Raw genomic sequence first — 26,726 nt, 5'->3', positions numbered from 1 at the left:
TCGTGGTGATGGGGTGTGCGGTGGGGTGTTCAGGCGACCCGGACGGCGTCCGGGACCCGATCGGGATCGGACTCGGCCCAGACCGGGCCGTCCGGGAACGCGTGGGTGGTCAGGGTGTCGGCGAGCATCTCGGTGCCGGCGCCGGGCGTGGTCGGCGGCCAGTAGCGGCCGTCGTGGACGTCGACCGGTGTCACGAAGTGCTCGTGCAGGTGGTCGACGAACTCGATGCACCGGGTGTCGAGGTCGCCGGTCAGGGCGACCGCGTCGAACATCGACAGGTGCTGCACCGCCTCGCACAGGCCGACACCGCCGGCGTGTGGGCACACACGGACGCCGTGCTTGGCGGCGAGGAGCAGGATCGCCAGGTTCTCGTTCACCCCGGCGACCCGGGTGGCGTCGATCTGCAGCACCGACATCGACCCGGCCTGGATCAGCTGCTTCGCGATCACCCGGTTCGCCATGTGCTCCCCCGTCGCGACCGGGATCGGGGCGATGCGCCGGGCGATCTCGGCGTGGGCGAGGATGTCGTCCGGGCTCGTCGGCTCCTCGACCCACGCGACGTCGAAGGGGCGGAGCCGGTCGATCCACGCCACGGCCTCGTCGACGTCCCAGCGCTGGTTCGCGTCGATCGCGATCCGGACGTCCGGGCCGACGGTGGCGCGGGCGATGCCCATCCGTCGGACGTCCTCGTCGACGTCGCCGCCGACCTTCAGCTTGATCTGGGTGAACCCGTCGTCCACGGCTTCCCGGCACAGCCGCGCGAGCTTCTCGTCGTCGTAGCCGAGCCAGCCCGGGGTCGTCGTGTAGGCACGGTAGCCCTCACGCTCCAGGCGCGCTCGACGTTCGGCACGCATCGGTTCGGCGGCGCGGAACAGTTCGAGCGCCTCGGCCGGGGTGATCGCGTCGGTCAGGTACCGGAAGTCCACCAGGTCGACGAGCTCCTCGGGTCGCAGGTCGGCGAGCAGGGCCCACAGCGGCTGCCCCGCACGCTTCGCCCGGAGGTCCCACAGGGCGTTCACGACGGCGCCGATCGCCATGTGCATGACGCCCTTCTCCGGCCCGAGCCACCGCAGCTGCGAGTCGTGCACCATCGCGCGCCAGGTACCGCCCATGTCGGCCAGGACCGCCTCGGCATCGGCGCCGACGACGTGCCCACGGAGGGCTGCGATCGCCGACTCCTGCACCTCGTTGCCGCGGCCGATGGTGAAGACGAAGCCGGTGCCGACCAGGCCGTCGAGCGCGTCGGTGGTGATCTCGACGTAGGCAGCGGAGTAGTCGGGTGCGGGGTTCATGGCGTCGGACCCGTCGTGCTCCCGCGAGGTCGGGAACCGGATGTCGTGCACGTGCAGACCGGTGATGCGGCTCATCTGTGTCTCCTGCCGTCCGGTCTCCGTCGACCGAACGGTGCAATCAAAACATCCGATGTCTCGTGCGTCAAGAGCCTTGTTCTCGCGGTTCTGGCGAAAGTGGTCGCCCAACCGTCCGATGACTGCGCGACCGACGGTGTGGACGCGACAACGGCCTGGAGGCGCGGTGCGGGTCCGACCCGCACCGCGCCTCCAGACCGTGGTCGCCCCGCGCCGGGGGCGACGCGATGGTCACGCTGGTCAGGCGGTGGCGAGCCGCCCCATCTCGGCGACGACCGCGCGCAGCCGCGCAGCGAGCTCGTCGCGGGAGCCGTCCGCCGACCGGTGAGCGGACTCGATCACGGCGGCCATCACGAGGGTGGTCGCGGTCCGCGCAGTGTCCTCGTCGACGCGCTCGGCGGCGACCGCCAGCACGGTCTGCCGTGCGTGCGCCATCCACTGCATCATCGCCGGGACCATCTCGGGGCGGGCTCGGACGAGCTCCTTCATGCGCCGGCGGTCCTGCGGCAGGGTGACCGTGTGCGCGACGAGGTCGCAGAGGTCGGCCACGAGCGGACCCGTGGATCCGAGGAACGCAGTGCGTGCCGCGTCCGGGACCGTCGTCGCCGGCAGTCCGAGGGCTGCCTCGGCCTTCGACGGGAAGTAGTTGAAGAACGTCCGCGGGGAGACCCCGGCGCCCGCGCAGATCTGCTCGACGGTCACCCCGGCGAGCCCGTGGTCGGTGACCAGGGCGAGTGCCGACCGGTGGATGGCGGACCGGGTCTGCTGCTTCTTGCGCTCCCGTAGGCCGCAGTCGCTCGCGACGAGGTCCTCGGTGGTGGTGGGCTGGTGCACGTGCTGCGCTCCGTCCTGCTCTCGGGTCCGTGCGACGCCGGGCCTCCGCGTCGTGTGACGGGGAGGCCCGGCGTGGTTCAGACCTGCGACCGACCGCCCTGGACGGGGATCGAACCGGTGACCGGGGCGGTGGGCGAGCCCATCGTGTCCGCGGCCCGCACGGCCTGCGCCTCGAGGTCGTCGGCGGTGCCGGCGTCGTCCGCCTGCTCCTGCAGGGCCGAGCTCTTGCGGAGCGGCGGCGCCTTGAAGAAGAAGCTCAGGACGAACGCGAGCAGGATCACCGCGAAGCCGACCCAGTAGACGGTCACGGCCGAGGCGTTGAACCCGGACATGAACGGCCGGGTCAGGGCCGAGTCCGCACCGTTGAGGTACGACGTGTCGCTCGTCTCGGCGTTCGAGTCGCTCGAGTCGTTCGCGCCCTTGTCGATCTGCTTCGACAGTTCCGGTGCGAGCTGGTCCACCCAGTAGGTGCGCTGCCCCGAGTCCGACCAGTCGACGACGAGCCGGCCGTCCTGCACACTGGCGTGCGCCTTGTCGGCGGCGGCGGTGAGCGCCTGCTGCTGCACGGCATCGGGAGCCCCGGCAGTGGCCTGGGTCACCTGGTCGGTGGCGGTGTCGAGTCCGGACTGCACCTGCTGCTGGAGCGGGGTGACGATCGGGTTCCAGATCTGGTCCATGACGCCCTGGTTCGCCCTCGCGCTGGCGACCTCCGGGTCGAGCGCCGCGCTGAGGGCGGGCTTGAGGTTCGACTCATCCGCCGTGGCGTGCAGGATGTTCGTCGGCATGAGCGAGAACAGGACGGACAGCAGGACGGCGGTGCCGAGCGTGCCACCGATCTGGCGGAAGAACGTGGCGGACGACGTCGCCACACCCATGTCACGCGGCTCCACCGAGTTCTGCGATGCCAGGGTGATGCTCTGCATGAGCTGGCCGAGCCCGAGACCGATCAGGAACATGCCGATCATCAGGAACCACAGCGGCTTGTCGATCGTCATGAACGTCAGGACGACGTAGCCGAGCGACACCAGGGCCGTGCCGATGACCGGGAAGATCCGGTAGCGGCCGGTGCGGGCCACGATCTGCCCCGAAGCGATCGAGGCGATCATCAGGCCACCGATCATCGGCAGCGTCGCGAACCCGGACTCGGTCGGCGTCAGGCCGGTGACGATCTGCAGGTAGAGCGGGATGGTGAGCATCGCGCCGAACATCGCGAAACCGACCAGGAAGCCCAGGATGGTCGCCATCGAGAACGTGCTCGAGCGGAAGAGCTTGAGCGGGATGATCGCGTCGTCCTGCATGCGGGTCTCGATCACCAGGAAGGCGACGAGGCCGAGCGCACCGATGACGTAGCAGGCGATCGCGCTGGCCGAACCCCAGCCCCACGTGCGGCCCTGCTCCGCGACGAGGAGCAGCGGCGCGAGCGTGACGATGACCGAGGTCGCGCCCCACCAGTCGATGCGCGGCTTGGCCTTGGCCTCGCCGAACTTCGGCAGGTGCAGGAACGCGATCACCATGAGGAGCGCGGCGACGCCGATCGGCACGTTGATCAGGAAGACCCAGCGCCACCCGGTGATGCCGACGATCGAGCTCGCACCGGCGAACAGGCCGCCGATCAGCGGGCCGATCACGGACGAGATGCCGAAGACCGCCAGAAAGTACCCCTGGTACTTCGCACGCTCACGGGGCGCGAGGATGTCGCCCATGATCGCCAGCGGCAGCGACATCAGCGCACCGGCACCGATGCCCTGGAACGCGCGGAAGGCGGCGAGCATGGTCATCGACGTCGACAGGGTCGAGAGCAGCGATCCGAGGATGAAGACCGCGATGCCGAAGATGTAGAGCGGGCGACGTCCGAAGACGTCGGAGAGCTTGCCGTAGATGGGCGTGGTGATGGTCGACGCGATCAGGTAGGCCGTCGTGACCCAGGCCTGCTGGTCGAGGCCGTGCAGGTCGTCACCGATCGTGCGGATCGCCGTGCCGACGATGGTCTGGTCGAGCGACGACAGGAACATGCCCGCCATCAGGCCGTAGATGACGAGCAGGATCTGGCGGTGCGACATGATCGGCTTGCCCGGCGTGCTCGCCGGGGAGTCCTGTCGTCCGCGCGACACCTCGACGGGTGCGGTGGCAGTGGACATGCGGAGTTCCTCACAGGGGATGTGGCGTGGTGGTCGTCGGCCTGGTCGGGACCCCGAACGGGTGTCAACCTTGCAGGCTCTGCAACTTTACACCGTCAGCACCTTTGCTTCCAACGCAAAGTTGCCGAGCATGCACGTTCGTGTACGGGTTCTCAGGTAGCGTCGGCGCATGGGGCGAACCACCTGGACCGATGTACCGACGACGCTGCGGCACCAGGTGGAGGGGGTGCTGGGCGGCCCGGTCGTGACCGCCGAGTCCCAGGCGAGCGGGTGGTCTCCCGGCAGCGCCGACCGGGTGACGACCGCGGCGGGACGACGGGCGTTCGTGAAGACCGTGTCACGCTCGCGCAACGAGGCAGCCCTCGAGCTGCACCGCCGCGAGGCCGCGGTCATGGCCCAGCTGCCGACCACCGCGCAGGCGCCACGGCTGCTCGACGCGCTGCACGCCACGGTCGACGGCGACGACTGGGTCGCGCTCGTGCTCGACGACGTCGCGGGCCAGCACCCGGGCCGGCACCTCGACGGATCGGACACGCCGGCCGTGCTCGACGCACTCCACACGCTGCCGCCCGCGACCGGTGGACTGGCGACGCTCCCCCGCATCGCCGAGGACCTGCGCGGTGAGTTCGGCGCCTGGGACCGGATGCTGGCCGACGACGCGGTCGCCGCCCGCGTCGCCGAGGTCGTTCCCTCGCACGTCCTCGACGCCGGCCCCGCGATCGCCCGCGCGGCATCCGGGGCAGCGGCACTCGTCGACGGCGAACACCTCGTGCACGCCGACTGCCGCGCGGACAACCTGCTCGTCGACGACGCCGGGCTCGTCTGGGTGGTCGACTGGCCCTGGGCGAGCGTGGGCGCGCACTGGCTCGACCCGCTGACCTACCTGCTCGACACGCTCGTCCGCGGCGAGGACGCCGACGTCGAACACCACCTCGCCACGCACCCGGTCTTCGCCGGGGTGTCCGCCACCACGATCGACGCCGTGCTGGCCGGGCTCGCCGGGCTGTTCTTCGAGCACGCCCTGCCTCCGGCGCCGCCGAACATGCCCACGATCCGCGACTTCCAGCGGCGCGAGGGCGTGGCCGCCGCCGAGTGGCTGCTCCGCCGCTGGGCCACCTGACAGCGCGCCCGCCCGAGCGGGGGACGCGTCTGTCCAGGGAGCGCAGCGCACCGGAGCGTACGGTCCACCGCATGACTGATGAGCACCGCACCCCGCGTCCCGAAGACGACGCCGCGCGCCTCGGTCTCGTCGTCGTCGGAGAAGCAGCAGCCCTGCAGTCCGGCGACGAGGCGGCACTGGACGCGAGCGAGCAGAACATCCGCGACACGATCGACGAGCTGGTCGACGAGCCCCTGACCCCGCGGCAGGAGGAGGTCGTCGAGCGACTCGCCGCTGCAGGCGGCACCCTGACCGCCGGACTCAGCGGTGCCCTCGCCGCCCAGAGCGGTCGCAGCGTCGACGACGTGCTCGAGGGTGCGGCCCGCAGTGTCGTGTGGCAGCAGCGGCTCGCGGACGAGCGTGAGGACGCCGGTGCTCAGCAGCGCGACCCGCAGAACGAGAACGGGCACGACGAGGGCTGATCCCCCGTCGCGCCCGCTGCAGGCACCCGATCGGTTACTCGGTGGGCTCGACCTGTGGCACGGACTGCTCGCGCACGACGGCACGGGCAGCCGCCTGTCCCGTCGTGGTGCTCTTCACGATGTCGCTCAGGGTGAACCCGGCGGTGGCACCGAGCAGCGCATCGACCTCGCTGAACTGGCTGACGACGCTCTTCGACAGTGCACCGGCACCGTCGGAGGACACCACGGTGAGCGTGTCGATGTTGCTCATCGGAGCAGCGAGTTCGCGGGCGATGCTCGGCAGTGTCTCGATGGCCTTGACCCGCAGGACGGCCTCGGAGTGCTGTGCGAGCGCGTCGGCCTGCGCCTTGGTCGCATCGGCCTCGGCCTGACCCTTCGCACGGATCGCGTCGGCGGCGGCTTCACCCTCGGCGCGTGAGGCGTCGGCGGCGAGCTTGCGGGCATCCGCCTCGGCCTTCGCCTCGGCCGCGACGGCCTCGGCGGAGATCCGGCGGGCCTCGGCCTGGGCGCGGGCGGTCTCGACCTGGGCCCCAGCAGCGGCTTCGGCCTCGACGCGGGTCTTGCGCGCCTGGGCCTCGGCGACGGCGGAGACCTCGGACTCGAGCTCGGCACGGCGCAGCTCGGCACGCTTCTGCGCGGTGATCTGCTCCTGCTCGACGACGCCCTGGGACGCACGCGCCTGGGCGAGCGGGCCGGCGGCAGCGGCTTCGGCGGACGCACGGTCGGCGTCGAGCTGCAGCGCGGCACGACGGATGGCCAGGGTGTTCTCGGCCTCGGCGATCGCCTGGTCGGCGGTCGCGCGGGCTTCTCGCGCTTCACGGTCGGCCTGGGCCTCGGCGTTCTCGGCCTCGAGCCGCACGCGTGCACGCTCGGCACGGCCGAGGTCGCTGATGTACTCGTTGCGGTCCGAGATGCCCTTGATCTCGAATGAGTCGACGTCGAGCCCCTGGCTGTGCAGGGCGTCCTGCGCGACGGTGAGGACCGCGACGGTGAGCTGGTCGCGGTTCCGGATGATCGTCGAGACGTCGGTCGCGCCGATCGAGGCACGGAGCGAGCCGGACAGGACCTCGCGCGCGAAGTCGTCGATCTTCTTCTCCTGGCCGAGGAACCGCTGTGCGGCCGCCCGGATGGACGCGTCGGCCTCGCCCACCTTGACGAGCGCCACGGCCTCGACGTCGATGGTGACGCCGCGGGAGTCCTGCGCGTTGACGTTGATGTCGATCGCACGCGAGCTGAGCGACAGCTTCGCGACCTTCTCGAAGAAGGGGCGGACGAGCACGCCGGCGCCGAGCACGACCTTGATGCCGGACTCGACGGTCTCAGTGCCGTCGGCGTTCTTGACCTTGCGGGAGCGCTTGCCGGTGATGATGAGCGCTTCGTCGGCACCGGCGTTGCGGTACACGACCTTGGCGTAGATCAGCGCGATCACGGCGAGGACGATGATCCCCACGATGATCAGCGGGACGGCTCCGAGCGCGAACAGGACTTCCATGACTCCCCCTCCGGACCAGGCGCCAGCCTGGATTCCGCATCTGTTGTTCCGTTGGCTCCCATCCTAGGAGCGCGCGCGGACAGCGGGGCCGCGCTGGGGAGGGTTGGGGACAACAGACGGGAGGTGCGGTGCAGGATCACCTGCACCGCGCCTCCAGGCCGGGGTTGCGTCAGCGCCTACGCGCCCGCACGCCACCAGTCGTCGAAGGGCGTCGCCGGCACCTGGCGCTTGTGCTCCGTCGCGCGGTAGCGCGACTCGATCGCCTCGGCGACCTCGACCGGCACGTCGTGGCCCTGCAGGTAGGCGTCGATCTCGGCGTAGGTGAGTCCGAGGTTTGCCTCGTCGGTCTGCCCGGGCAGCTCGTCGAGCAGGTCGGCGGTGGGCGCCTTCTCGTACAGGCGGGCCGGTGCTCCGAGGTGCTCGAGCAGCTGCCGCCCCTGGCTCTTCGAGAGCCCGGTGAGCGGGGTGAGGTCGACGCCGCCGTCGCCGTACTTGGTGAAGAAGCCCGTGACGGCCTCGGCAGCGTGGTCCGTGCCGACCACCAGCAGGCCGCGCTGCCCGGCGATCGCGTACTGGGCGACCATGCGCATGCGCGCCTTGACGTTGCCCTTGACGAAGTCGCTCAGCTCGACGCCCGAGGCCGCGGTGTCCTGCATGACCCCGTCGACCCCGTGCTCGATGTTCACGGTGACGCCCGGGTCGGCCGCGATGAACTGCAGGGCGAGCTGGGCGTCGTCCTCGTCAGCCTGCACGCGGTAGGGCATGCGCACGGTCGTGAACTCGGCGGGGTGCCCCTCGGCGCGGAGCGACTCGACCGCGAGCTGGGTCAGACGGCCGGCCAGGGTGGAGTCCTGCCCGCCGCTGATGGCGAGGAGGTACCCCTTCGCCCCGGTCGTCAGCAGGTAGTCGCGCAGGAACCCGACACGACGGGCGACCTCCTGCTCCGGGTCGATGGTCGGCTGGACGTTGAGGTCCGCTGCGATGGCGGCTTGGAGTTCACGCACCACCCCAGTATCACGCCGATCCGGCTCCGTGGACCGGCGGGTTCCCGAAGACGTCGATCGGATCGACCGGGAGGTCCCGGGGCGGCGGTGACCCGATCACCACCGCCCCGGGGATCCGCGACGACCCGAACGCGTCGCGGACCCGGTGAGGCGGACGCCGGTACCCGCCGGCGCCCGTCCTGGTCAGGCGCGACGAACCCGTCGCGCCGGGATCGCGGTGGGTGGTCCGTGGTGTGGCACGGTGCCTCCTCCCCCGACGGGGTCTCCGCCGCTGATCCGACCCCGGTGGTGAGCCAGGGGATGTGGGGCCCGTCGAACGGGCTGAGGGCGGCTGGTGAGGCCGCTTGCTGTGGAAGGTACCAGGATGCGAGCAGCACTCGACGCCCCCGTTGTGGGGTCACGACTCGGACTGCCTTCGTTGACAGTTCGATGGCTAACAGTTAGAGTCCTGATCATGCAGGCACCGGACTTCACGACACCGCTCCAGCTCATGCGGTGGATCGGATGGGCACAGCGCAAGGGCGCCGAGGAGTGGGTCCGTGAACGCGACCTCACCCACGAGCAGTCCTTCGTGCTCGGGTACCTGCAGGAACACCCCGGCGCCATCCAGCGGGACGTCGCCGAGGCCACCCGGACCAGCGCGGCCAGCGTCTCGAGTCTCCTGCAGGGGCTCGAGCGGCGTGGCCTGATCGAACGACGACCGGACGCCACGAACGGGCGGACGAAGACGGTGCACGCCACCCAGGCGGGCATCGACCTCATCGCCGGGTTCACCGACGCGATGGTCGCCCTCGACGACTCCCTGCTCGCACCCCTCGACGAGGACGAACGCGAAACCCTGCGGCGACTGCTGCAGAAGGTGACCGCGGAACTCGCGCCGCCGACCCGCTAGCCGAACCACCGCACCACCGGCGCCACGCGCGCCACCGCACCGACCCGCTCACGCACCACGCGCCTCCCGGCCGGATCCGCCGGCGCGCCCTCGCGACCCCGCGATCCCGCGCCTTCCCGACCCGCGACCCTGCGATCCCGCGACCCCACCAGTCGCGCGCTCCCCCCTGCCGTGCCGGCGTCCGTCGGCGCGCCCACCGTCATGCCCGGAAGGGAACCGTCATGTCCTCCACCACCACCACCGCTGCGGCGACGAACCGCTGGTACCTCTCCGCTGCCCCGATCGCCCGAGCCCTGGTGCACCTGTGCGTGCCGATGGCCGCCGCGATGGTCGTCAGCGCCCTGTACAACGTCATCAACGCGGGCTTCATCGGTGCCCAGCACGACACGTCCCTGCTCGCCGCGATCACCTTCGGCACGCCGCTGCTCGGCCTCGTGATGGCCGTGGGCGGGGTGTTCGGCGTCGGCGGCAGCGCGTTGATGTCCCGGCTGCTCGGCGCCTCGGAACACGATCCCGACAAGGCGCGGGACATCAAGCACGTCGCCTCGTTCGCCCTGTGGGGAGCCGTCGTGACCGGAGCCGTGCTCGGCATCGTCGGACTCCTGCTGCTCCGCCCGCTCGTCGCCGTCCTCGGTGCCGACGCGGCAGCGGTCCCCGCCACGAGCGAGTACGTCGCCGTGATGCTCGCGTTCGTCCCCGTCCTCGCCGCGTCCTTCGCGCTCGAGCAGATCGTCCGCTCGGAGGGCGCCGCGAGGCAGGCGATGATCGGCCTGGTCCTGTCCACGGTCGGCAACCTGGTGTTCGACGTCCTGTTCATCCTGGGGCTGCACTGGGGTGTCGGCGGCGCCGCACTCGCGGTGGGCCTGGCCAACGTGGTCTCGATCGCCTACTGGGTGACGTGGCTGCAGCGGAACAGCGAGAACGTCAGCTTCGCGCCGAAGTGGTTCACCCTGCGTACCGACATCCTGAAGCCCGTGTTCGGCATCGGCGTCGGCGAACTGCTGCAGTCCGCGTTCCTCATCGTCACGACACTCGTCCTCAACAACCTCGCCGCCGCCTACGGTGACGACCCGCTGGCAGCGATGGGCGTCGCGGTCCGCATCGCCCAGGTGCCGGAGTTCCTGGTGATGGGGGTGACCATCGGTGTGCTGCCGCTGCTGGCCTACGCGTTCGGAGCGGGTGACGCAGCTCGGCTGCGTTCCGGCCTGCGCGCCGCGGCCCTGACCGTCGGCGGCATCGTGCTCGTCTTCTCCGGCACCGTGTTCGTGTTCCGCGAGCAGGTCTTCACGATCTTCTCCGGTGACCACTCCGTGCTCGCGATCGGCATGACGATCCTGACGGCACAGCTCGTCGCCGCCGTCGTCAACGGGTTCACGGGACTGCTCACCTCGCTGTTCCAGGCGACCGGGATGGTCATGCCCGCGATGGTGCTGTCGATGGCGCAGGGCGTGCTGTTCATCCCGATCGTGATCGCCGGCAACGTGTGGTTCGGGCTCGCCGGGATCATCTGGGCGCTCACCGTCACCGAGGGCATCGTGTTCGTCGCCGCGGTCGTCCTCTGGCTGGCGACGCGGGGCCGCATCGCCCGAGGCCTGGCCGAGGGCAGCGCGGCACGCGCCGACGCCGCGCTGGAGGCCGCCCCGGTGGCGTGAGGCGCGTCGCCCCCGGCGTCACGCACCACGTGCGGACGGGAGGCCCGGTGCCGGTCCGGCACCGGGCCTCCCGTCCGTCGCGTGGTCACGTTCCGTGCGCCGCGTGCGCTTCGTGGGCTCGCTGCGTGTGTGCGCTTCGTGAGCAGGAACGGTCGGGTGCGTGCGTGCGACCCGACCGTTCCTGCTCACGAAGTGCGCGACGCGGCGCCGCCCGCGCGCTACGCGCTGCGGCTGCGCCGCAGCAGCAACACGACGACCGCGCCGGCCACCAGGACGGCCCCGGCGCCGAGGCCGATCCACACGCCCGGCGCGATGCCCGGCGACGAGGACGGAGCACCGTCCGAGGCTCCGGTGGCCGTCGCGGTGGCACTCGACGTCGGAGCGGTGCTCGCCGTCGGGGTCGGGGTGACGCTCGCGCTCGGGGTCGACACGGGCGCTGCGGCCCGGTACTCGAACGCGAGCGTGCCCTCGATCGGGTGGCCGTCCGGCGACACGTACCGCCAGAGCACCGTGTAGCGGCCCTGGTCGAGGTCGACCGCGCGGCGCATGGTCGTTCCGGAGACCGTCACGTCACCCCTGGCGACGTCGGCACCGGAAGCGTCCGTCACCTGGATCCGGAGTCCGGCGTCGAGGCCGGCGAGCGGTGCCTCGGAGAAGGTCAGGTCGACGGACTCGAGCGGTTCGGTGACGACCGCCCCGTCCGCCGGGGTACTGCTGGTCAGGGCCGAGTGGGCCGACGCGGGCTGGACACCGACGAGCGTCAGCAGTCCCGCCGCGACGATCGCCAGTGCCGCCGCCGTGGTTCGAGCTGTGCGCATGCGCAGACTCTACCGACGGTCGAGCGGCAGCCCGCTGGGGGTCAGAGCTGCTCGCCGAGGAAGTCCGCGTAGGTGGGCTCGTAGCGCGCTTCGCTGACGCTGACGAGCTGGTGGCCGGTTCCTTCGAGGCGTTCGGCGACGAGGGCGGCGAGGTCTTCGGGCGAGCGGAGGCCGTGGCGGTGCCAGGCGTTCTGGATGGTGGCGGTCATGGTGACCAGCCCTTCGTCGAGATGATGCGCATCTCGGATCCGTCCGGGTCGACCCGCTGTGCCAGACCTCACAGATCGTGAGGAGCATCGTGACGACGAGTCCCTGATGACTGACCCGGTACCTCCACGCTAGGTGTTGGAAGGCGTCGCGTCGAACGCAGTGCGCTTCTCGGCCGACCGGTCGACGGCGGACGGGAGGCCCGGTGCCAGCTGGCACCGGGCCTCCCGTCATCAGGGGGTCGCGCCCAGGGCGCGGATCCGCTCGATCAGTCGGTGCCGGAGTCGAAGGCCGCGCCCTCAGAAGCGAGGTCGGTGCGACGACCCATCGCGTCCTCGGCGTCGGAGGCGACGATCGCACCGCCGAGGATCTCCTCGGCCTCGCCCGCCTCGAGCTCGCCGACGAGCTCGGCCGTCGCGCCACCGATGAGGCCCGCGGCCGCGTACTGCTCGAGCCGCGAACGGGAGTCCGCGATGTCGAGGTTGCGCATGGTGAGCTGGCCGATGCGGTCGTCCGGGCCGAAGGCGGCGTCGCCGACGCGCTCCATCGACAGCTTGTCCGGGTGGTACGACAGCGCGGGGCCCGTGGTGTCGAGGATCGTGTAGTCGTCGCCGCGACGCAGGCGCAGCGTGACCTCGCCGGTGACGGCGGAGGCGACCCAGCGCTGCAGCGACTCGCGGAGCATGAGGGACTGCGGGTCGAGCCAGCGGCCCTCGTACATCAGGCGACCGAGACGGCGACCCTCGTTGTGGTACGAGGCGACCGTGTCCTCGTTGTGGATCGCGTTGAGCAGGCGCTCGTAGGCGATGTGCAGCAGCGCCATGCCCGGAGCCTCGTAGATGCCACGGCTCTTCGCTTCGATGATGCGGTTCTCGATCTGGTCGGACGCACCCAGGCCGTGGCGGCCACCGATGGCGTTCGCCTCGTAGACCAGGGCGACCGCGTCGGTGTACTCGACGCCGTTGATCGCGACGGGGCGACCGGCTTCGAACCGGACGCTGACGATCTCGGTCGCGACCTCGACGTCGTCACGCCAGGCGGCGACACCCATGATCGGCTCGACGATGTCCAGGCCGCTCGACAGCTCTTCGAGGCTCTTCGCCTCGTGCGTCGCGCCCCAGATGTTCGCGTCGGTCGAGTACGCCTTCTCGGTGGAGTCGCGGTACGGGAACCCGCGGGCGACGAGCCACTCGCTCATCTCCTTGCGGCCGCCGAGCTCCTCGACGAACTCGGAGTCGAGCCACGGCTTGTAGACGCGCAGGCGCGGGTTGGCCATCAGGCCGTAGCGGTAGAACCGCTCGATGTCGTTGCCCTTGTAGGTGGAGCCGTCGCCCCAGATGTCGACACCGTCTTCCTTCATCGCGCGGACGAGCATCGTGCCCGTCACCGCGCGGCCGAGCGGCGTCGTGTTGAAGTACGTCTTGCCGCCGGAGCGGATGTGGAACGCGCCGGTCTGCAGGGCGACCAGGCCTTCTTCGACCAGGGCGCTCTTCGCGTCGACCAGTCGGGCGATCTCCGCGCCGTACTCGTGGGCGCGGCTCGGGACGGCGTCGATGTCCGGCTCGTCGTACTGGCCGATGTCGGCCGTGTACGTGCAGGGGATCGCTCCCTTCTCGCGCATCCAGGCAACGGCGCAGGAGGTGTCGAGACCCCCTGAGAACGCGATGCCGACTCGTTCGCCGACGGGGAGACTGCTCAGGACCTTGGACACGGGGTCAATCGTACGGTGTGCCGGACGAGGCTTACCGTCCGGTCCGCCGGTTCAGTTGCCGCTAGGAGCCGCGGCATGCACAAGTGCCGTTAGGGGCCGCGGTCTGCACGAGCCACTACGCACCGACACGCTGGAGGCTAGGTGCACACTGCTCGCAGATCTGCCACGATGACCGAACCCGTGACTGAGGAATGATCAGGAGAACCAGTGCCAAGCTACGGTTTCAAGTTGCTCGAGATTAAGCTCTTTCGAGGGCGTGGCCAAACAGCACTCGAGTTCGGTGGACCAGACGGCAAGTCGACGCCGTCCAAGAGCTACCTAGATCTGCTCGTCGATGACTTCGCTGGCAGAACAAGGGAAGATGCGGCGACGCCGCCCGCTGGAGCTGGCACTGCTCGGGACAACGGCGCCGTCGTCGAAGAAGTAAAGCTCGGCTCGGAGGACGTTGTCGCGCAGGACGCCGAGTCCGGGATTCCTGAGGAGGATGAGGGCAACCGCGAGCTCGCGGTCGTCCGTATCAAGTCAGCAATTCGGTACCAAGAGGCGGTCCTCCTAGACACCGTCTACGGCATCGTCGGCGACCACGCTCTCGCGATCGATCCCGCGGGAGAGCGTGAGGACACAGACCTGACGAGACTCGCCACCACACGTCATTACCGCGCTCTCGTCATCGCTCCGTCTTCCGGAAAGAACGGGTTGCTCGCCGTCGAAGTGGTCTCACGCTCGCACGCCGGGAGCCGGTTGCCGAGCCGCCTGCATGCGGGCGCGCGTGGGCATAATTTCAAGATCCGGACGTTCGGTGCCGTTGCCGACGAGGAATCGGTGCGCAACCTCATGAAAGGTGGGCGCATCCGCGAGGTGAACCTTTACCAGACTCTTCCCAGCACCGACTCAAGCCAGAGCAAGACGATCCCGGCGAAGATCACGTTCTCGATCGGAGCAGGGTCGGCCGAAGAGAAGTCCTTGAAGGATCGCCTGACCGGATGGCTTCCCACCAAGGAGAACAAGGCCAAGAAGCAAAAGCCTGTCGCCGCTGACGAGGCGAAGGCCCTCGCCACGTTCCTCTGGCCGAAGATCGCCGACACCGGGAAGTTCGAGACAGCCGAAGTCGTTGTGGAAGGGACCCACCGGAAGAGACTGAAGCCCCTGGACATGGCGTCCGGCTTCACCTATGACCTTGGGAATGTCCGACCCGACGACGATACTTTCGTTGCACACGTTGCCGATGTGGTGAGAGGCCTGGCGGCCACGAACCAGGTCGATCTGGACGACGATTGGGCAGTCCGCGTAGCGAACTAGAGGAGGTCAGGCATGCGTGTCCGGAGAGTGTTACAGGGGCTGTCGCGCCTGAACGTGTTCAGCGTCCTCGCAGACCAGTTCAAGTACCTGACTAATATATCTTCGAATCGACCAGAACGGCTCGTGCGGGCCTTAGTCATCCTGATCGCGCCGGGCGCCTTCGTTCTGTCGTTGCTGCTTGACCTCCACATGCAATCCGTTGGAGACCTGGTCGGCGCGCTCGGGCTTCTAGCCGGCGTCTTCATCTCTGCGTTCGCGCTCGTGTTCTCGCTTCGCATCAACCTTGCGGCGCGGCCCACAAGAGTCGTTGAACGTCGTACCGCTCGACTCATGGACGAGAGCGCCCTGACTCTCCTTGCAGCTGGCCTGCTATCCGGGGTGGACGCCATCTGGCTAGCTGGCGTCTCTGTGTCGATCCCGGAGGAGGGCTACGTCGTGTCGGCGTTCGCCACTGCCGTCACGGTCGCGCTGAGCTCCCTTGTGGTGGTCTACTTTCTGCTGAGCATTCGCCGGCTGCACAAGCTATACACGGACACCTTCGTACCGTTCTGGCGTGTGAAGACCGTCGTGGACGGTCCGACCGGAGAGGACTCCAGCCGGGCAACTAAGGCAGACGCATCTGACATAGATGCTCGGCGCAACGGCTGACCACCTGCTGGTGCCCCTGGAGGGACTCGAACCCCCAACCGTTTCCTTAGGACGGAACTGCTCTTCCATTGAGCTACAGAGGCTGGCCCGACCACTCTAGCGGCGGAAGCCCTGCAGGAACGCGTGCAGTTCATCCACGAACAGGTCGGGCTGCTCGAACGGCGCGAAGTGCCCACCGCGGTCGAGTTCGTGGTGGAACACGAGGTTCGTGGTGCGCTCGAGCCACTCGCGCGGCGCCCGCACGATGTCGCCGGGGAAGATCGAGAACCCGGACGGCACCTCGACCCGTCGTTCCAGCTGCTCCGCCGGGATCGCCGCGTTCGCGTGGTACATCCGCATCGCCGACCCGATCGTGGCGGTGGCCCAGTACTCGGTCAGCAGCGCCAGGACCTCGTCGCGCGTGTAGACCGACCACAGGTCCCCGCCGCAGTCGCTCCACGCCCGGAGCTTCTCGACGATCCAGGCCGCGAGACCCGCGGGTGAGTCGTTCAGCCCGACGGCCGCGGTCTGCGGCTTCGTCCGGTGCAGCATCGCGTAGGCGCCCTCGGCGGTGCGCCACCGATCGGTCGCGGCGACGAACTCCCGCTCGGCGGCGGACAACGTCGACGCATCCAGCCCCGGCCAGGCGAGCCCGCCGTCGATGCGGTGCACGGCGACGACCCGGTCGGGGTGGTCGAGCGCCAGGTAGCGGGCGACGTGTGTTCCGATGTCGCCACCGGACACCGCGAACCGCTCGTACCCGAGGTCCGTCATCAGCGTCGCCCACATGCCGGCCACCTGCCGGGCGTCGAGCACCTGGGGCGGCGCATCCGAGAATCCGTAGCCGGGCATGTCCGGCACGACGACGTCGTACCCGGCGGCGACGAGCATCGGCAGCACCTTGCGGTACCGCCAGCCGGAGTCCGGCCAGCCGTGCGCGAGCAGGACCGGCAGGGCGTCGGGCTGCGGAGCACGGGCGTGCAGGACGTGGATGCCGATGCCGTCGACGACGACGCGGCGCGAGGGCAGCGCGGCGAGCTCGGCGCGGTGCGCGTCGAAGTCGAACCCGTCGGCCCAGTACTCGACGAGCGGGCGCAGGACGTCGAGGTCCACGCCGAGCGACCAGCCGACCCCGGCGGGTGCGTCCGGCCAGCGCGTGGCGCGCAGCCGCGCGCGCAGGTCGTCGATGGTCGCGTCGTCGATGTGCGGTGTCTCGCCCATGCGGCCGACGCTACTCAGCGCCACCGACGCAGATCGGCGAGCGCGGACTGGAGCCGCTCCCCTGGCGGACCGACTGCATGTCCGCACAGGCCGTGACGAGCCTCCCGGCGGCGTTCACCTGGCGGACACCCGCGCATCCTCTGCCCGCAACGGGGTGCGTCGACGCTGGTCGGACCGCGCCGGTCCCGGCGCGACGGCACGTACCCAGGAGTCCCATGATCTCGCTCGTCTGCCTCGACATGGCAGGAACCACCGTCGACGACGGCGGCGTCGTCCTCGACGCCTTCCGCACCGCGCTCACCGACGTCGGCCTCGAGCGCGGGAGCACTGAGCACGACCGCGCCGTGCAGTACGCGGTCGACACCATGGGCCAGTCGAAGATCGCCGTGTTCACGGCGCTGTTCGACGGTGACGGTGTCCGCGCCGAGGCCGCGAACACCGCCTTCGAGCGCGCCTACGCACGAACCCTGGACCGCGGCGTGCGGCCGGTGGACGGGGCCGTCGAGACGCTCGTCGCCCTCCGCGCAGCGGGGCGACGGATCGCGCTGACCACCGGTTTCTCGCCGGCGACGCGCGACGCGGTGCTCGACCTGCTCGGCTGGCGGCCGCTGGTCGACCTCACGCTCTCGCCCGCCGACGCCGGACGCGGGCGCCCGTACCCGGACATGGTGCTCACCGCCGTGCTCCGGACCGGCACGGACGACGTCCGTGACGTGGCAGTCGTCGGGGACACCGTCGCCGACCTGCTCACGGGACACCGCGCCGGCGCCTCCGTCGTGGCGGGCGTGCGGACCGGCACGCATCAGGACGCCGACTTCGCGACCGTCCAGCACACCCACGTCCTCGACTCGGTCGCCGAGCTGCCGTCGGTGCTCGCCGAGGTCGACGACGCCGCCGCCAGGGCGTGACGACCGCGTGACGACCTCACCGGTGCCGGAGGCCGCCGGGGTCGCACCGTTCGCCGGCGTGGTGGCATGCTCCGCGACTGACGGTCTCCCTCAGCCGAGGACCGTCGGCGCGATGCCGAGGCCGGTCGTCATGCCGATGCCCGTGGTGACCGTCACGACGTCGACCCCGGGGACCGGTCGGTCGATGAGGAACTCCCGCCCCGGGGCCGAGGCGTAGACGCCCTGCCACCGGTCGACGACGGAGACCGGCGCACCGAACAGCCGCTCGGTCTCGGTGACGAGCAGCCGGAAGCCGTCCTCGTCCTGGAACGGCGGCGCATCGACCCCGCGCTCGTGGGTGTCCCCGACGATGACGCTGCCGTCCGCCGGCGACGTGTACATCTGGTTGAGGTCCCAGCGGATCCCCTCGGGCAGGTCGGCGGCGAGCCGGTCCCGCAGGGCACCCGCTCCGGGCATCGCGGCGAACCCCGAGTAGCGCAGCAGCGACCACCCGGTCAGCAGCGGTGTGGCGAGCGGGAAGGCGAGCGGGATCGTCGCACGCAGCATGTGGAGCCGGCAGCGGACCAGGCCGATCGACTCGGCGAGCGCCGGGAAGAGCTGGTCGAGGTCGTGGTTGGTGCAGACGACGATCCGGGTCCCCTCCACGATGCCGCGACCGGTGCGGACGGCGCCGGTGGTGACCTCGAGCACGGGGGTGCGCCAGTGGAAGGTGACCCCCTGCCCGGCGAGCCAGCGCGCGATCGCGGGTGCCGCCTCCCGGGGGTCGACCTGCAGGTCGTGCGCGAGGTGCGCGCCGCCGAGGGCCGAGCCGGGGTCGACCGGCACCGCCGCTGTGATCTCGGCCGCGTCGGCCAGCCGCAGGTCCGCGCCGGAGTCGCGGTACTCCTCGAGCACCGCCAGCTCCTCGGGACGACGGGCGACGACGTGGGCACCGCGTTCGCGGGCCGTGAACCCGGCGAGCTGCGCGAGTGCGAGCCAGCGGCGGCGTGCTTCCTGGGCGTACCCGGCTGCGTCGCCGGTCTGCGGGGTGACGCAGGCGTGACCGAAGTTCCGGACGCTCGCCCCCACGACCGCGCCTGCACGATCGACCACCGCGACCCGGGCGCCCTGCAGGAGCGCCTCGTAGGCCATGCCGAGCCCGACGATGCCCGCGCCGACCACGACGACGTCGTACCGTTCGGTCAGCGGCTGGTGGTCCGTCTCGGTGTCGAGTGCGGTGCGTGCGGAGCGGGGCATGAAGACCTTTCGGGCGGCGCGGAGTGCCGGTCCGGTGCGGATGCCGCAACTGTCGCAGGTCAGCGGTGGGCCGGGGTTCCGTCCCGGTGCACGCGGCGTGGACGGCGCGTGAACTCGGCGGGCACCTGCCCGGACAGGCGAGGACGCCCGCGGCGGTGCCGGGAGTCGCGGTGCGACCGTCGGACTGGAGGCCCGTGGCGGCGTCGCCACGGGCCTCCAGTCCGTCTCCTGGTGCGGACCGACGGCCGCTACGCGGCCACGAGGTACTCGTCCCACTCCGCCTGCGGACGTTCGATGCCGCGCACGACCCACGAGGACCCGTGCGGCACCTTCGGCGGGAACCGGAGGCGCCACCCCATCTCCTGCGGGGTGCGGTCGCCCTTGGTGTTGTTGCAGGCCAGGCAGCAGGCGACGAGGTTCTCCCACGAGTCCTGCCCACCGCGCGACCGCGGCTGCACGTGGTCGATGGTGGTGGCGTGCCGGCCGCAGTAGGCACAGTGGTTGCCGTCTCGACGCAGCACACCGCGACGGGACACCGGCACGAGCCTGGAGTGCGGGATGCGCACGTAGCGGGTGAGGATGATGACGGACGGACGGTCGTAGCTCGACGTCGACCCGGTCACCGGGTGTTCGACGTCGGCGGCGACGATGGCGGCCTTCTGGTTCATGACCAGCACGAGGGCTCGTCGGAACGAGATCACCGCGAGGGGCTCGTAACCGGCGTTGAGGACGAGAGTGCGCATGGGTTCCCTTCCGACGTGCCTGGACGGCTTCCAGGCGCTGCGGGTGCGTCGGACCGACGACGCGAACGGGTGAGGACGACCTGTTCACACCCCTGGAACCACGAAGAGCACCACCCGGATGGGCAGTGCTCTCGTCATGCAGGGGCGTGCTCGTGCACGCAGGCTGTGCTCGACCATATGTCGACGCGCGCGCGCCGACCCATGGTGCGGGTCGTGCGGAACATCGACATGAGGGTCTCCTGTTCGCGCCGGTGCGGACCGGTGCAGCGTCAGGTTAACCCAGAAACCGGCCCGGCACGAGGGTGTGCGGGCCGGTTCTGGAGAAGTTCACACTCCCCCGGGGCAGTGTTCGCTAGATGCCGAAACGGACGATGTGGTAGTCGCTGGTCCAGATCGGACGGATCTGCACGGTGCCGCCGGGCTTCGGGGCGTCCATGATCATGCCGTTCCCCATGTAGAAGCCGTCGTGGGCTTCGTTGTTGAAGATGACGACGTCACCGGGCTGCGCCTCGGACTCGGGGATCGTGGTGCCGGCCTGGTCCTGCAGCGGCACGGAGTGCGCGAGGTTGATGCCGTACTGGGCGTACACGAACATGATGAAGCCCGAGCAGTCGAAGCCCGACGGGTCCGCGCCACCGAAGACGTACGGGGTGCCGATGTACTGCTTGCCGGTGGCGACCACGGCCGGCAGCGAGAACGGGGTGTCTGCGGCGGACGAGCTGGCCGCGTACTCGGCGGCGGTGGGCCCGGTGTACGAGGAGTACTGCTTCGCGGTCGCGGCACGGGCGCTCTGGGTCTGCTCGGCCTGCTCGGCGGCTTCCTTCGCCGCGGCGGCCTGGTCGGCGGCGGCCTGCTTCGCGGCCTTCTCGGCGTCGAGCGTCGCGGTGGACGTCGCGCCGAAGCCGTCACGGCTCGTGTCGGCGAGCGCCACGGCGTCGGAGACCGACAGTTCCTGGCTCTGCGTGGCCCGGACCTGACGCTGGGCGTCGGCGGCGGCGGTCGAGTTGCTCGAGGTCGTCGCCGCGAAGGCCGGGGCGACCGCGACCGTGCCGAACATGCCGGCGGCCACGGTGAGGACGACCGGCGCGAGGAACTTGCGCTTGCGCGACGAGGAGCTGGCCTTCGCGGTGCTCGCGGCTGCCGCGGCCTGCGCGGCACGACGACCACCGGGCAGCGGGGCGGAGCGCACCGGCACGACCTTGCGGACCGGGCGGCCCTCGGTCTCGCGCACGGCCCGCCGGGTGAGCGGGGCGGTGGTGGCGTTCTCGGTGTTCGTCGGGTTCGCGGGCGTCTGGTCGTCCGCGGCGGTACCGGTCTGCGTCAAGAGGTGTGTCTCCAACGTCTCGTCATCACGCCGCCGTGGGTGTCCGGCGGTGTGCAACCCCATCCGTTCGTCATCGTTTCCGATCGAGGCAGGAGACGGGTTCGAGACGTCCTGCCACGGGTCTCCGGCTCAGGGGCAGCGCGGCGACTCGGACGAGTGTACGGAAGCGTCGTTACCGAGTCGAGACCAAACGCCCCGCAGGTAACGAAACGGTAAAGACTCTCAGGAACGACCAGGAACGGTCAGCCGCGTTCGATGTAGACGTGCTGGGCGACCTCGATCGGCAGCTCGATGCCCGAGTCCTCACCCTCGACGCGGACCGCGACGTAGGCGCCAGCACGCTGCACGCTCGCCACGCGCCCGGGCATGACGCCGGCGGTGCGGAGCTGGTGCAGGAGTTCCGGTTCGAACTGCACGGGCTCGCCCAGGCGTCGGACGACCCCGGTCGTGACGGCGTCGGTGCCCTCGGTCGCGGCGACGATGTTCTGGACGCCGTCGAGGAACCCGGCGGCCGCGGGGCCACCGATCTCGGCCAGTCCGGGGATCGGGTTGCCGTACGGCGACTCCGTCGGGTTGCCGAGCATCTCGAGCAGGCGGACCTCGACCTGCTCGCTCATGACGTGCTCCCACCGGCAGGCCTCGTCGTGCACGAAGGCCCAGTCGAGTCCGATGACGTCGGCCAGCAGGCGTTCGGCCAGACGGTGCTTGCGCATCACGTGCGTGGCGCGGGAACGACCCTCGTCGGTGAGCTCCAGGTGCCGGTCGCCGGAGACGACGACCAGGCCGTCGCGCTCCATGCGGGCGATGGTCTGCGAGACCGTCGGGCCCGAGTGTCCGAGGCGCTCGGAGATGCGCGCGCGCAGCGGCACGATCGCCTCTTCCTCGAGGTCGAGGATGGTGCGAAGGTACATCTCCGTGGTGTCGACGAGATCGGTCACGGTCCGCCTCTCATGTCTGGGCCCAGCGCCGACCACACTACTTGTTCGCACCGACGAACACCGACCGGCGCCCGGGTGCACGTGAGAAAGGGTCATCCGACGCGGTGGACAGGTGGGCCGAACCCTCCCCGTCCGGCCGGTACACGGGCTCGGGCGGGCGGATCGTCGTCGGTAGGATCGGTGCATGGCAGACATCGTCATCCCGGCCGAACTCCTCCCCACCGACGGTCGCTTCGGCTGCGGTCCGTCGAAGATCCGCGGCGCCCAGCTCGAGTCCCTCGTGACGCGCGGCGCCACGATCCTCGGCACCTCGCACCGCCAGAAGCCCGTGAAGGACCTGGTCGGCAGCGTCCGCTCCGGCCTCGCAGACCTGTTCCAGTTCCCCGAGGGCTACGAGGTCGTCCTCGGCAACGGCGGCTCGACCGCGTTCTGGGACGCCGCCGCCTTCGGCCTCATCGAGCGCCGTGCCGAGAACCTGTCCTTCGGCGAGTTCGGGTCGAAGTTCGCCAAGGCCGCAGCGGCCCCGTGGCTCGAGGCGCCGCACGTCGTCGAGGCGCCGGGTGGCTCCCTCGCCGCACTCGAGCCGGTGGAGGGCGTGGACGTCTACGCCTACCCGCACAACGAGACCTCGACGGGCGTCATGGCCCCGGTCGTCCGCGCGACCGGTGACGCCGGCGCCCTCACCGTCGTCGACGCGACCAGCGCCGCCGGTGGTGCCCTGTTCGACGTCAGCGCCACCGACGTCTACTACTTCGCCCCGCAGAAGAACTTCGCCTCGGACGGCGGGCTCTGGCTCGCGCTGCTCTCCCCCGCCGCGATCGAGCGGATCGAGCGGATCGCCGCCTCCGACCGGTACATCCCGGAGTTCCTGTCGCTCAAGAACGCCGTCGACAACTCGCGCCTGAACCAGACCCTGAACACCCCGGCCATCTCCACGCTGCTGCTCCTGGACGAGCAGGTGCGGTGGATGAACGAGTCCGGCGGCCTGGCGTGGGCGGACCTCCGCACGAAGACCTCGTCGTCGACGATCTACGACTGGGCCGAGGCCAGCGACTCCGCGACCCCGTTCGTCTCCGACGCCGCCGCTCGGTCCCAGGTCGTCGCCACGATCGACCTCGACGACTCGATCGACGCCAAGGCCGTGGCCGCGACCCTTCGTGCGAACGGCATCGTCGACACCGAGCCGTACCGGAAGCTCGGCCGCAACCAGCTGCGCGTCGCGACGTTCACCGCGATCGACCCGGACGACGTCGCGAAGCTCGTGCGCGCGATCGACTTCACGATCGACGCCCTGCGCTGACGTCGGGATACCCACCGGAACGAAGACGGGCCCGGCACCACCCGATCGGTGGTGCCGGGCCCGTTCGTCGGTCCGGGTCAGGCGCGGTGGAAGCCCGGATCGGCCTCGCCGGCGTCGAGCTGGTCGACCTCGAGATCGGCGTCGGGCTCGAACGGCTGCACGCGGCGGGCACGGCGGCGACGGGGCGGCTGCGGGGCCTCGTCGCCGGCGGCCGAGGCGGCGGAGGTGTCAGTGTCGCTGTCGCTCACATCGGCGAGCGCATCGACGTCCACGCGCTCGATGTCGTCGTCGTCCGACTCGTCGAGGTCGTCCTCGTCGGCGTCGAACTCGTCGTCATCGTCGTCGTCCGACTCGTCGTCGTCCTCGTCGTCATCCGAGTCGTCGTAGTCGTCGTCCTCGTCCGAGTCCTCGTCCGAGTCCTCGTCGTCGTCCTCATCCGACTCGTCGTCGTAGTCCTCGTCGTCCGAGTCCTCGTCCGACGCGTCCTCGCCCTCGTGCTCCTGCGCGGCCCGGTACTCGGCCAGTCGCTCGGACCACGGCACCCACTCGGGCGCGACGAGCGAGCCGTCGCCGGGCATCAGCTCGACCTCGAGCACGGTGGGTTCGTCGTCGCCGATCTTCGCAACGCTGACGGTCCAGCGCCACCCGGGGTACCCGGGCAGGCGGTTGGCGAACAGGACGGACACGACGCCGTCCCCTTCGTCCACGGTGCCGACGGGTGCGCCGACGGTCGACTCGGGGGTGACCTCGAGCAACGCCTCGCGCGCCAGGTCGGTGTAGTTGATGGACGCTGCGTCGACGGACGCTACGTCGGTGGACGCTGCGTCGGGAGCCGTCTCGGCCCCTGCTGTCTCGGACTCGGTCATGGGGTCACGCCTCCAACTGGTCTGCGACGTGCCGCAGGATGGCGGCGATGCGATCGCCGTTCTTCGGGTAGCGGCCGTGGCGGAGGTCTCCGCTGATCCGGTCGAGTTCCTTCACCAGGTCCTCGACGATCACGGCCATGTCGTCCGCGGAGCGACGGGTCATCCGCGACAGCGACGGCTGGGGCTCGAGCAGCCGCACGGACAACGCCTGCGACCCCTTCTTGCCCTGGACGACGCCGTACTCGAGCCGCGTGCCGGCCTTGACGGTCACGACGCCGTCGGGCAGCGAGGACGCGTGCAGGAACACCTGGTCGCCGTCGTCTCCGGTGATGAAGCCGAAGCCCTTGTCGTCGTCGTAGAACTTGACCTTGCCGGTGGGCATGCGTGGACTCCTCGAGGTCGTGGTACGGCCGTGGTGCGTCGGATATCCTGGGTCGATGGCCAAGCCGACCCGATCAACCGGGAACCCGCAGGACTCCGCAGAACCCCCGGTGACGTTCAATCGTACCGAACGCGCTCTGGCGTTCATGATCGGTGGGATCATCATCCTCGGCCTGCTCTGCTTCGTCGCGATGATCATCATGTGGCTCACCGCTCCCAGCGCCCAGGGTGCGATGCCGTGGCCGGTGGTCATGGCGATCCCGCTCTACGGCTTCCCGATCGCCATGGTGCTGGTCTTCACGCTCCTCGGCATCACCTGGACACGTCGCGCACGAGCGAACCGGACGGCTCGCTGACGTCCGCCCCGGACGCTGGCACCGGACGATGACGACCACCGCCGACCTCGCCGCCCGACTCCGGGCGATGCCGGACGATGCGCTCGAGCGCCTCGTCGCGGCGAGGCGACTCCCCACCGCTGCACTCGCCGAGACCGGCCCGCAGCGCATCACCGACTTCTTCGACCTCGCCGAGGCGCTCCGCGGCGACGACGCCGTGGACGCCGCCGTCGAGCACCTGCCGCGCGCGACGATCCTGGCGCTGCGCGACGGCGGCGCCGTCGACGCGCTCGGCCCCGCGATCGAGCTCGGACTCGCCGACGAGGACGGCGCGGTCGACGACGCGGTCGCCGCGCGCGTGGCCGCCCACCCCGACCTCACCTCACTCGACGAGCAGCCTGGAGGCCCGGAGCAGGTCCGCCCCGCTGCTCCCGCCCTCGACGCCGCGGCACTCGAGCGTGCGCGCACCACCGGCGCGGAGCAGGCGTTCGCGACGATGACGGTGCTCGCCGAGCTGCTGCGGGCGGTCGACGCCGGCGCGGTCCGCGAACTCGTCAAGGGCGGGATCGGCATGCCGCTCGCCCGCACCCTGGCCGAGCGCATCGGCACCGATGCCGAGCTCGTCGCCGGTCGCCTGGCGCTGCTCGACGGCATCGGGTTCGCCGACCCCGACACCGGACGCTGGATCGTCACCGATCCCGGGCACGCGTGGTTGCTCGCGAGCTGGCCGGAACGCTGGGTGTCGCTGGTGGCCGCGTGGTCGGACACGCTCCCGCCCGCCGTGCACCAGGTGCTCGAGCTGGCCGACGGGGACCTGCGCGACCTCGTGCCGCTCGGGCGCTGGGCGTACCCGGCGGGGTCCCGCTGGCTCGACGCCCTGCTGCTCGACGTCGCCGGCACCGCGGCGTCGCTCGGCCTGGCGGTCGACGGCATCGTGACGAGCACGGGTCGGGCACTCCTCGACGGCGACGCCGAGCAGGCCGCCGACGACCTGCCGGGCACCGTCGAGCGGGTCTACCTGCAGCACGACCTCACCGTCATCGCACCGGGGCCGCTCGCGCCGGTGGACGACGACGCCCTGCGCACCGTCGCCGTGCTCGAGGCACCGGGCCTCGCGGCGCGCTACCGCATCTCCGAGGACACCCTGCGCGCGGCGTTCCGGGCCGGACACTCCCGCGACGACCTGCTGTCCCTGCTCGGACGACTGTCGGCGACCGGGATCCCGCAGCCCCTCGCCTACCTGATCGACCAGGTGGCCGGACGCGACGGCAGCATCGTCGTCGACCGGGGGCCGGGCGGCGTCGGGACCGAGGTCCGCGGCACCGCCGACCAGCTCGACCTCGTCGGGGTGGACGCCGAGCTCCGACAGCTGGCGTGGGAGCGGCCCGACCTGACGACGCTGACCACGCGCTACCCGCCGCACGTCGTGCACACCGCGCTCGAGGACCAGCGCTACCCGGCCGTCCTGACGACCGCAGCCCGCCCCGAGGCGCACCACGGGCCTCCCGGCCGGCGCAGCCCCACCGGACGCTCGCCGGAGCAGTCGGCGCACGCACTCGTCGAACGGCTCCGCCTGACGACGCAGCGCGGCGACGCGGAGCCGGAGCAGGAGTGGCTCGGTCGGCAGATCGACCTGGCCGTGCGCGGACGCACGCCGATCCGTGTGACCGTCCGGATGCCGGACGGCTCGGAGCGGCCGTTCTCGATCGTGCCGACCTCGGTCGCGGCCGGACGCGTCCGCGGGCGGGACACGGCCGTCGACGTCGAGCGCACCCTGCCGCTGTCACTCGTCGTGTCGGTCGAGAGCGACGCCTGAGCCGCGCGGTCACCCGCACGCAGGTGCCGACGGCTA

At 70.7% G+C, this 26,726-nt stretch carries 25 protein-coding genes and 1 tRNA gene; 10 read left to right on the top strand and 16 right to left on the bottom strand.

Going from position 1 to position 26,726, the window contains the following annotated elements; genetic code table 11:
• Window positions 1–29: 29 nt before the first annotated feature.
• The 3 genes from DEI98_RS06775 to DEI98_RS06765 form a co-directional block, all read right to left on the bottom strand.
• Window positions 30–1,367 (bottom strand): enolase C-terminal domain-like protein, encoded by a 1,338-nt coding sequence (locus DEI98_RS06775; RefSeq protein WP_111100309.1) that lies wholly within the window; start codon window positions 1,365–1,367, stop codon window positions 30–32.
• Window positions 1,368–1,607: 240 nt separating this feature from the next.
• Complete coding sequence (locus tag DEI98_RS06770; RefSeq protein WP_111100308.1) at window positions 1,608–2,201, bottom strand: TetR/AcrR family transcriptional regulator; 594 nt, start codon at window positions 2,199–2,201, stop codon at window positions 1,608–1,610.
• Between the two features lie 77 nt (window positions 2,202–2,278).
• Window positions 2,279–4,339: an MDR family MFS transporter gene (locus DEI98_RS06765; protein ID WP_111100307.1), complete on the bottom strand. Its 2,061-nt coding sequence runs from the start codon at window positions 4,337–4,339 to the stop codon at window positions 2,279–2,281.
• A gap of 169 nt (window positions 4,340–4,508) precedes the next feature.
• Here DEI98_RS06765 and DEI98_RS06760 point away from each other — a divergent pair, with 169 nt between their 5' ends.
• Both DEI98_RS06760 and DEI98_RS06755 read left to right on the top strand, forming a co-directional pair.
• The gene (locus tag DEI98_RS06760; protein WP_111100306.1) at window positions 4,509–5,459 is read left to right on the top strand and encodes a phosphotransferase; all 951 of its coding nucleotides are present in this window, start codon (window positions 4,509–4,511) and stop codon (window positions 5,457–5,459) included.
• A gap of 71 nt (window positions 5,460–5,530) precedes the next feature.
• Entirely contained in the window at window positions 5,531–5,920 is a 390-nt protein-coding gene (locus tag DEI98_RS06755; protein ID WP_071244081.1) for a hypothetical protein, read from the top strand.
• Between the two features lie 34 nt (window positions 5,921–5,954).
• On the opposite strand, the gene DEI98_RS06750 is transcribed toward DEI98_RS06755, so the two are convergent.
• Complete coding sequence (locus DEI98_RS06750) at window positions 5,955–7,412, bottom strand: SPFH domain-containing protein (RefSeq protein ID WP_111032363.1); 1,458 nt, start codon at window positions 7,410–7,412, stop codon at window positions 5,955–5,957.
• A 176-nt stretch (window positions 7,413–7,588) separates the two neighbouring features.
• The gene (gene nadE, locus DEI98_RS06745) at window positions 7,589–8,416 is read right to left on the bottom strand and encodes an ammonia-dependent NAD(+) synthetase (RefSeq protein WP_110863289.1); all 828 of its coding nucleotides are present in this window, start codon (window positions 8,414–8,416) and stop codon (window positions 7,589–7,591) included.
• A 454-nt stretch (window positions 8,417–8,870) separates the two neighbouring features.
• Between nadE and DEI98_RS06740 the strand changes: the two genes are divergently transcribed.
• Together DEI98_RS06740 and DEI98_RS06735 are read left to right on the top strand one after the other, a co-directional pair.
• The gene (locus DEI98_RS06740; RefSeq protein ID WP_111030686.1) at window positions 8,871–9,308 is read left to right on the top strand and encodes a MarR family winged helix-turn-helix transcriptional regulator; all 438 of its coding nucleotides are present in this window, start codon (window positions 8,871–8,873) and stop codon (window positions 9,306–9,308) included.
• A 221-nt stretch (window positions 9,309–9,529) separates the two neighbouring features.
• Window positions 9,530–10,960, top strand: coding sequence for an MATE family efflux transporter (locus tag DEI98_RS06735; protein WP_111100305.1), 1,431 nt, complete (start codon window positions 9,530–9,532; stop codon window positions 10,958–10,960).
• Window positions 10,961–11,178: 218 nt separating this feature from the next.
• Here the strand turns inward: DEI98_RS06735 and DEI98_RS06730 are convergent, their stop codons facing one another.
• The 3 genes from DEI98_RS06730 to argG form a co-directional block, all read right to left on the bottom strand.
• On the bottom strand, window positions 11,179–11,778 hold the full coding sequence (locus DEI98_RS06730) for a copper resistance CopC family protein (RefSeq protein WP_111100304.1): 600 nt from the start codon (window positions 11,776–11,778) through the stop codon (window positions 11,179–11,181).
• Window positions 11,779–11,819: 41 nt separating this feature from the next.
• On the bottom strand, window positions 11,820–11,987 hold the full coding sequence (locus tag DEI98_RS18610) for a hypothetical protein (RefSeq protein WP_155896891.1): 168 nt from the start codon (window positions 11,985–11,987) through the stop codon (window positions 11,820–11,822).
• A gap of 266 nt (window positions 11,988–12,253) precedes the next feature.
• Entirely contained in the window at window positions 12,254–13,696 is a 1,443-nt protein-coding gene (gene argG, locus DEI98_RS06725; protein WP_042540079.1) for an argininosuccinate synthase, read from the bottom strand.
• Between the two features lie 228 nt (window positions 13,697–13,924).
• On the opposite strand from argG, the gene DEI98_RS06720 reads away from it, so the two are divergent.
• Both DEI98_RS06720 and DEI98_RS06715 read left to right on the top strand, forming a co-directional pair.
• Window positions 13,925–14,995, top strand: a complete 1,071-nt coding sequence (locus DEI98_RS06720; protein WP_146243457.1) for a hypothetical protein — start codon at window positions 13,925–13,927, stop codon at window positions 14,993–14,995.
• Between the two features lie 12 nt (window positions 14,996–15,007).
• The gene (locus DEI98_RS06715; RefSeq protein ID WP_146243456.1) at window positions 15,008–15,643 is read left to right on the top strand and encodes a hypothetical protein; all 636 of its coding nucleotides are present in this window, start codon (window positions 15,008–15,010) and stop codon (window positions 15,641–15,643) included.
• Window positions 15,644–15,651: 8 nt separating this feature from the next.
• Here DEI98_RS06715 and DEI98_RS06710 read toward each other — a convergent pair.
• Window positions 15,652–15,726: transfer RNA gene (locus tag DEI98_RS06710), tRNA-Arg, on the bottom strand.
• Window positions 15,727–15,739: 13 nt separating this feature from the next.
• Window positions 15,740–16,843, bottom strand: a complete 1,104-nt coding sequence (locus DEI98_RS06705; RefSeq protein ID WP_111100301.1) for an epoxide hydrolase family protein — start codon at window positions 16,841–16,843, stop codon at window positions 15,740–15,742.
• A gap of 215 nt (window positions 16,844–17,058) precedes the next feature.
• Here DEI98_RS06705 and DEI98_RS06700 point away from each other — a divergent pair, with 215 nt between their 5' ends.
• Complete coding sequence (locus DEI98_RS06700; RefSeq protein WP_111100300.1) at window positions 17,059–17,751, top strand: HAD family hydrolase; 693 nt, start codon at window positions 17,059–17,061, stop codon at window positions 17,749–17,751.
• 90 nt (window positions 17,752–17,841) lie between these two features.
• Here DEI98_RS06700 and DEI98_RS06695 read toward each other — a convergent pair whose 3' ends face one another.
• The 4 genes from DEI98_RS06695 to DEI98_RS06680 all read right to left on the bottom strand — a co-directional run bounded on the left by DEI98_RS06695 (window position 17,842) and on the right by DEI98_RS06680 (window position 21,992).
• The gene (locus tag DEI98_RS06695) at window positions 17,842–18,987 is read right to left on the bottom strand and encodes a TIGR03364 family FAD-dependent oxidoreductase (RefSeq protein ID WP_111100299.1); all 1,146 of its coding nucleotides are present in this window, start codon (window positions 18,985–18,987) and stop codon (window positions 17,842–17,844) included.
• Window positions 18,988–19,235: 248 nt separating this feature from the next.
• Complete coding sequence (locus DEI98_RS06690; protein ID WP_027466591.1) at window positions 19,236–19,730, bottom strand: HNH endonuclease; 495 nt, start codon at window positions 19,728–19,730, stop codon at window positions 19,236–19,238.
• A 352-nt stretch (window positions 19,731–20,082) separates the two neighbouring features.
• Window positions 20,083–21,054 (bottom strand): C40 family peptidase, encoded by a 972-nt coding sequence (locus DEI98_RS18995; RefSeq protein WP_111100298.1) that lies wholly within the window; start codon window positions 21,052–21,054, stop codon window positions 20,083–20,085.
• A 242-nt stretch (window positions 21,055–21,296) separates the two neighbouring features.
• A complete protein-coding gene (locus DEI98_RS06680; RefSeq protein WP_071404062.1) occupies window positions 21,297–21,992 on the bottom strand; it encodes a metal-dependent transcriptional regulator in 696 nt (231 codons plus the stop codon).
• Between the two features lie 184 nt (window positions 21,993–22,176).
• Here DEI98_RS06680 and serC point away from each other — a divergent pair, with 184 nt between their 5' ends.
• On the top strand, window positions 22,177–23,292 hold the full coding sequence (gene serC, locus DEI98_RS06675) for a phosphoserine transaminase (RefSeq protein WP_111100297.1): 1,116 nt from the start codon (window positions 22,177–22,179) through the stop codon (window positions 23,290–23,292).
• Between the two features lie 77 nt (window positions 23,293–23,369).
• Here the strand turns inward: serC and DEI98_RS06670 are convergent, their stop codons facing one another.
• Together DEI98_RS06670 and DEI98_RS06665 are read right to left on the bottom strand one after the other, a co-directional pair.
• Complete coding sequence (locus tag DEI98_RS06670; RefSeq protein WP_111100296.1) at window positions 23,370–24,158, bottom strand: DUF3027 domain-containing protein; 789 nt, start codon at window positions 24,156–24,158, stop codon at window positions 23,370–23,372.
• 4 nt (window positions 24,159–24,162) lie between these two features.
• On the bottom strand, window positions 24,163–24,540 hold the full coding sequence (locus tag DEI98_RS06665) for a cold-shock protein (RefSeq protein WP_017888041.1): 378 nt from the start codon (window positions 24,538–24,540) through the stop codon (window positions 24,163–24,165).
• Between the two features lie 55 nt (window positions 24,541–24,595).
• On the opposite strand from DEI98_RS06665, the gene DEI98_RS06660 reads away from it, so the two are divergent.
• Together DEI98_RS06660 and DEI98_RS06655 are read left to right on the top strand one after the other, a co-directional pair.
• A complete protein-coding gene (locus tag DEI98_RS06660) occupies window positions 24,596–24,895 on the top strand; it encodes a hypothetical protein (RefSeq protein WP_128780559.1) in 300 nt (99 codons plus the stop codon).
• Window positions 24,896–24,923: 28 nt separating this feature from the next.
• Window positions 24,924–26,690 carry a helicase-associated domain-containing protein gene (locus tag DEI98_RS06655; protein ID WP_110863080.1) on the top strand — a complete coding sequence of 589 codons (1,767 nt, stop codon included), beginning with the start codon at window positions 24,924–24,926 and terminating at the stop codon, window positions 26,688–26,690.
• Window positions 26,691–26,726 lie beyond the last annotated feature (36 nt).

It is taken from the genome of Curtobacterium sp. MCLR17_034 (assembly GCF_003234485.1).
Classification (GTDB): domain Bacteria; phylum Actinomycetota; class Actinomycetes; order Actinomycetales; family Microbacteriaceae; genus Curtobacterium; species Curtobacterium flaccumfaciens.
The sequence above is the reverse complement of the archived record's forward strand: the minus strand, read 5'-3'. Positions and strand labels throughout refer to the sequence as shown.

What these genes read in the sequence shown, in the direction of transcription:
- DEI98_RS06670 (WP_111100296.1), bottom strand. Translation starts at nt 24,158, where the DNA reads ATGACCGAGTCCGAGACAGCAGGGGCCGAGACGGCTCCCGACGCAGCG.
- DEI98_RS06730 (WP_111100304.1), bottom strand. Translation starts at nt 11,778, where the DNA reads ATGCGCACAGCTCGAACCACGGCGGCGGCACTGGCGATCGTCGCGGCG.
- DEI98_RS06740 (WP_111030686.1), top strand. Translation starts at nt 8,871, where the DNA reads ATGCAGGCACCGGACTTCACGACACCGCTCCAGCTCATGCGGTGGATC.
- DEI98_RS06735 (WP_111100305.1), top strand. Translation starts at nt 9,530, where the DNA reads ATGTCCTCCACCACCACCACCGCTGCGGCGACGAACCGCTGGTACCTC.
- DEI98_RS06755 (WP_071244081.1), top strand. Translation starts at nt 5,531, where the DNA reads ATGACTGATGAGCACCGCACCCCGCGTCCCGAAGACGACGCCGCGCGC.
- DEI98_RS06765 (WP_111100307.1), bottom strand. Translation starts at nt 4,339, where the DNA reads ATGTCCACTGCCACCGCACCCGTCGAGGTGTCGCGCGGACGACAGGAC.
- DEI98_RS06660 (WP_128780559.1), top strand. Translation starts at nt 24,596, where the DNA reads ATGGCCAAGCCGACCCGATCAACCGGGAACCCGCAGGACTCCGCAGAA.
- DEI98_RS06665 (WP_017888041.1), bottom strand. Translation starts at nt 24,540, where the DNA reads ATGCCCACCGGCAAGGTCAAGTTCTACGACGACGACAAGGGCTTCGGC.
- DEI98_RS06775 (WP_111100309.1), bottom strand. Translation starts at nt 1,367, where the DNA reads ATGAGCCGCATCACCGGTCTGCACGTGCACGACATCCGGTTCCCGACC.
- DEI98_RS06760 (WP_111100306.1), top strand. Translation starts at nt 4,509, where the DNA reads ATGGGGCGAACCACCTGGACCGATGTACCGACGACGCTGCGGCACCAG.
- DEI98_RS06715 (WP_146243456.1), top strand. Translation starts at nt 15,008, where the DNA reads ATGCGTGTCCGGAGAGTGTTACAGGGGCTGTCGCGCCTGAACGTGTTC.
- DEI98_RS06690 (WP_027466591.1), bottom strand. Translation starts at nt 19,730, where the DNA reads ATGCGCACTCTCGTCCTCAACGCCGGTTACGAGCCCCTCGCGGTGATC.
- DEI98_RS06700 (WP_111100300.1), top strand. Translation starts at nt 17,059, where the DNA reads ATGATCTCGCTCGTCTGCCTCGACATGGCAGGAACCACCGTCGACGAC.
- DEI98_RS06655 (WP_110863080.1), top strand. Translation starts at nt 24,924, where the DNA reads ATGACGACCACCGCCGACCTCGCCGCCCGACTCCGGGCGATGCCGGAC.
- DEI98_RS06750 (WP_111032363.1), bottom strand. Translation starts at nt 7,412, where the DNA reads ATGGAAGTCCTGTTCGCGCTCGGAGCCGTCCCGCTGATCATCGTGGGG.
- DEI98_RS06695 (WP_111100299.1), bottom strand. Translation starts at nt 18,987, where the DNA reads ATGCCCCGCTCCGCACGCACCGCACTCGACACCGAGACGGACCACCAG.
- DEI98_RS06705 (WP_111100301.1), bottom strand. Translation starts at nt 16,843, where the DNA reads ATGGGCGAGACACCGCACATCGACGACGCGACCATCGACGACCTGCGC.
- DEI98_RS18610 (WP_155896891.1), bottom strand. Translation starts at nt 11,987, where the DNA reads ATGACCGCCACCATCCAGAACGCCTGGCACCGCCACGGCCTCCGCTCG.
- serC (WP_111100297.1), top strand. Translation starts at nt 22,177, where the DNA reads ATGGCAGACATCGTCATCCCGGCCGAACTCCTCCCCACCGACGGTCGC.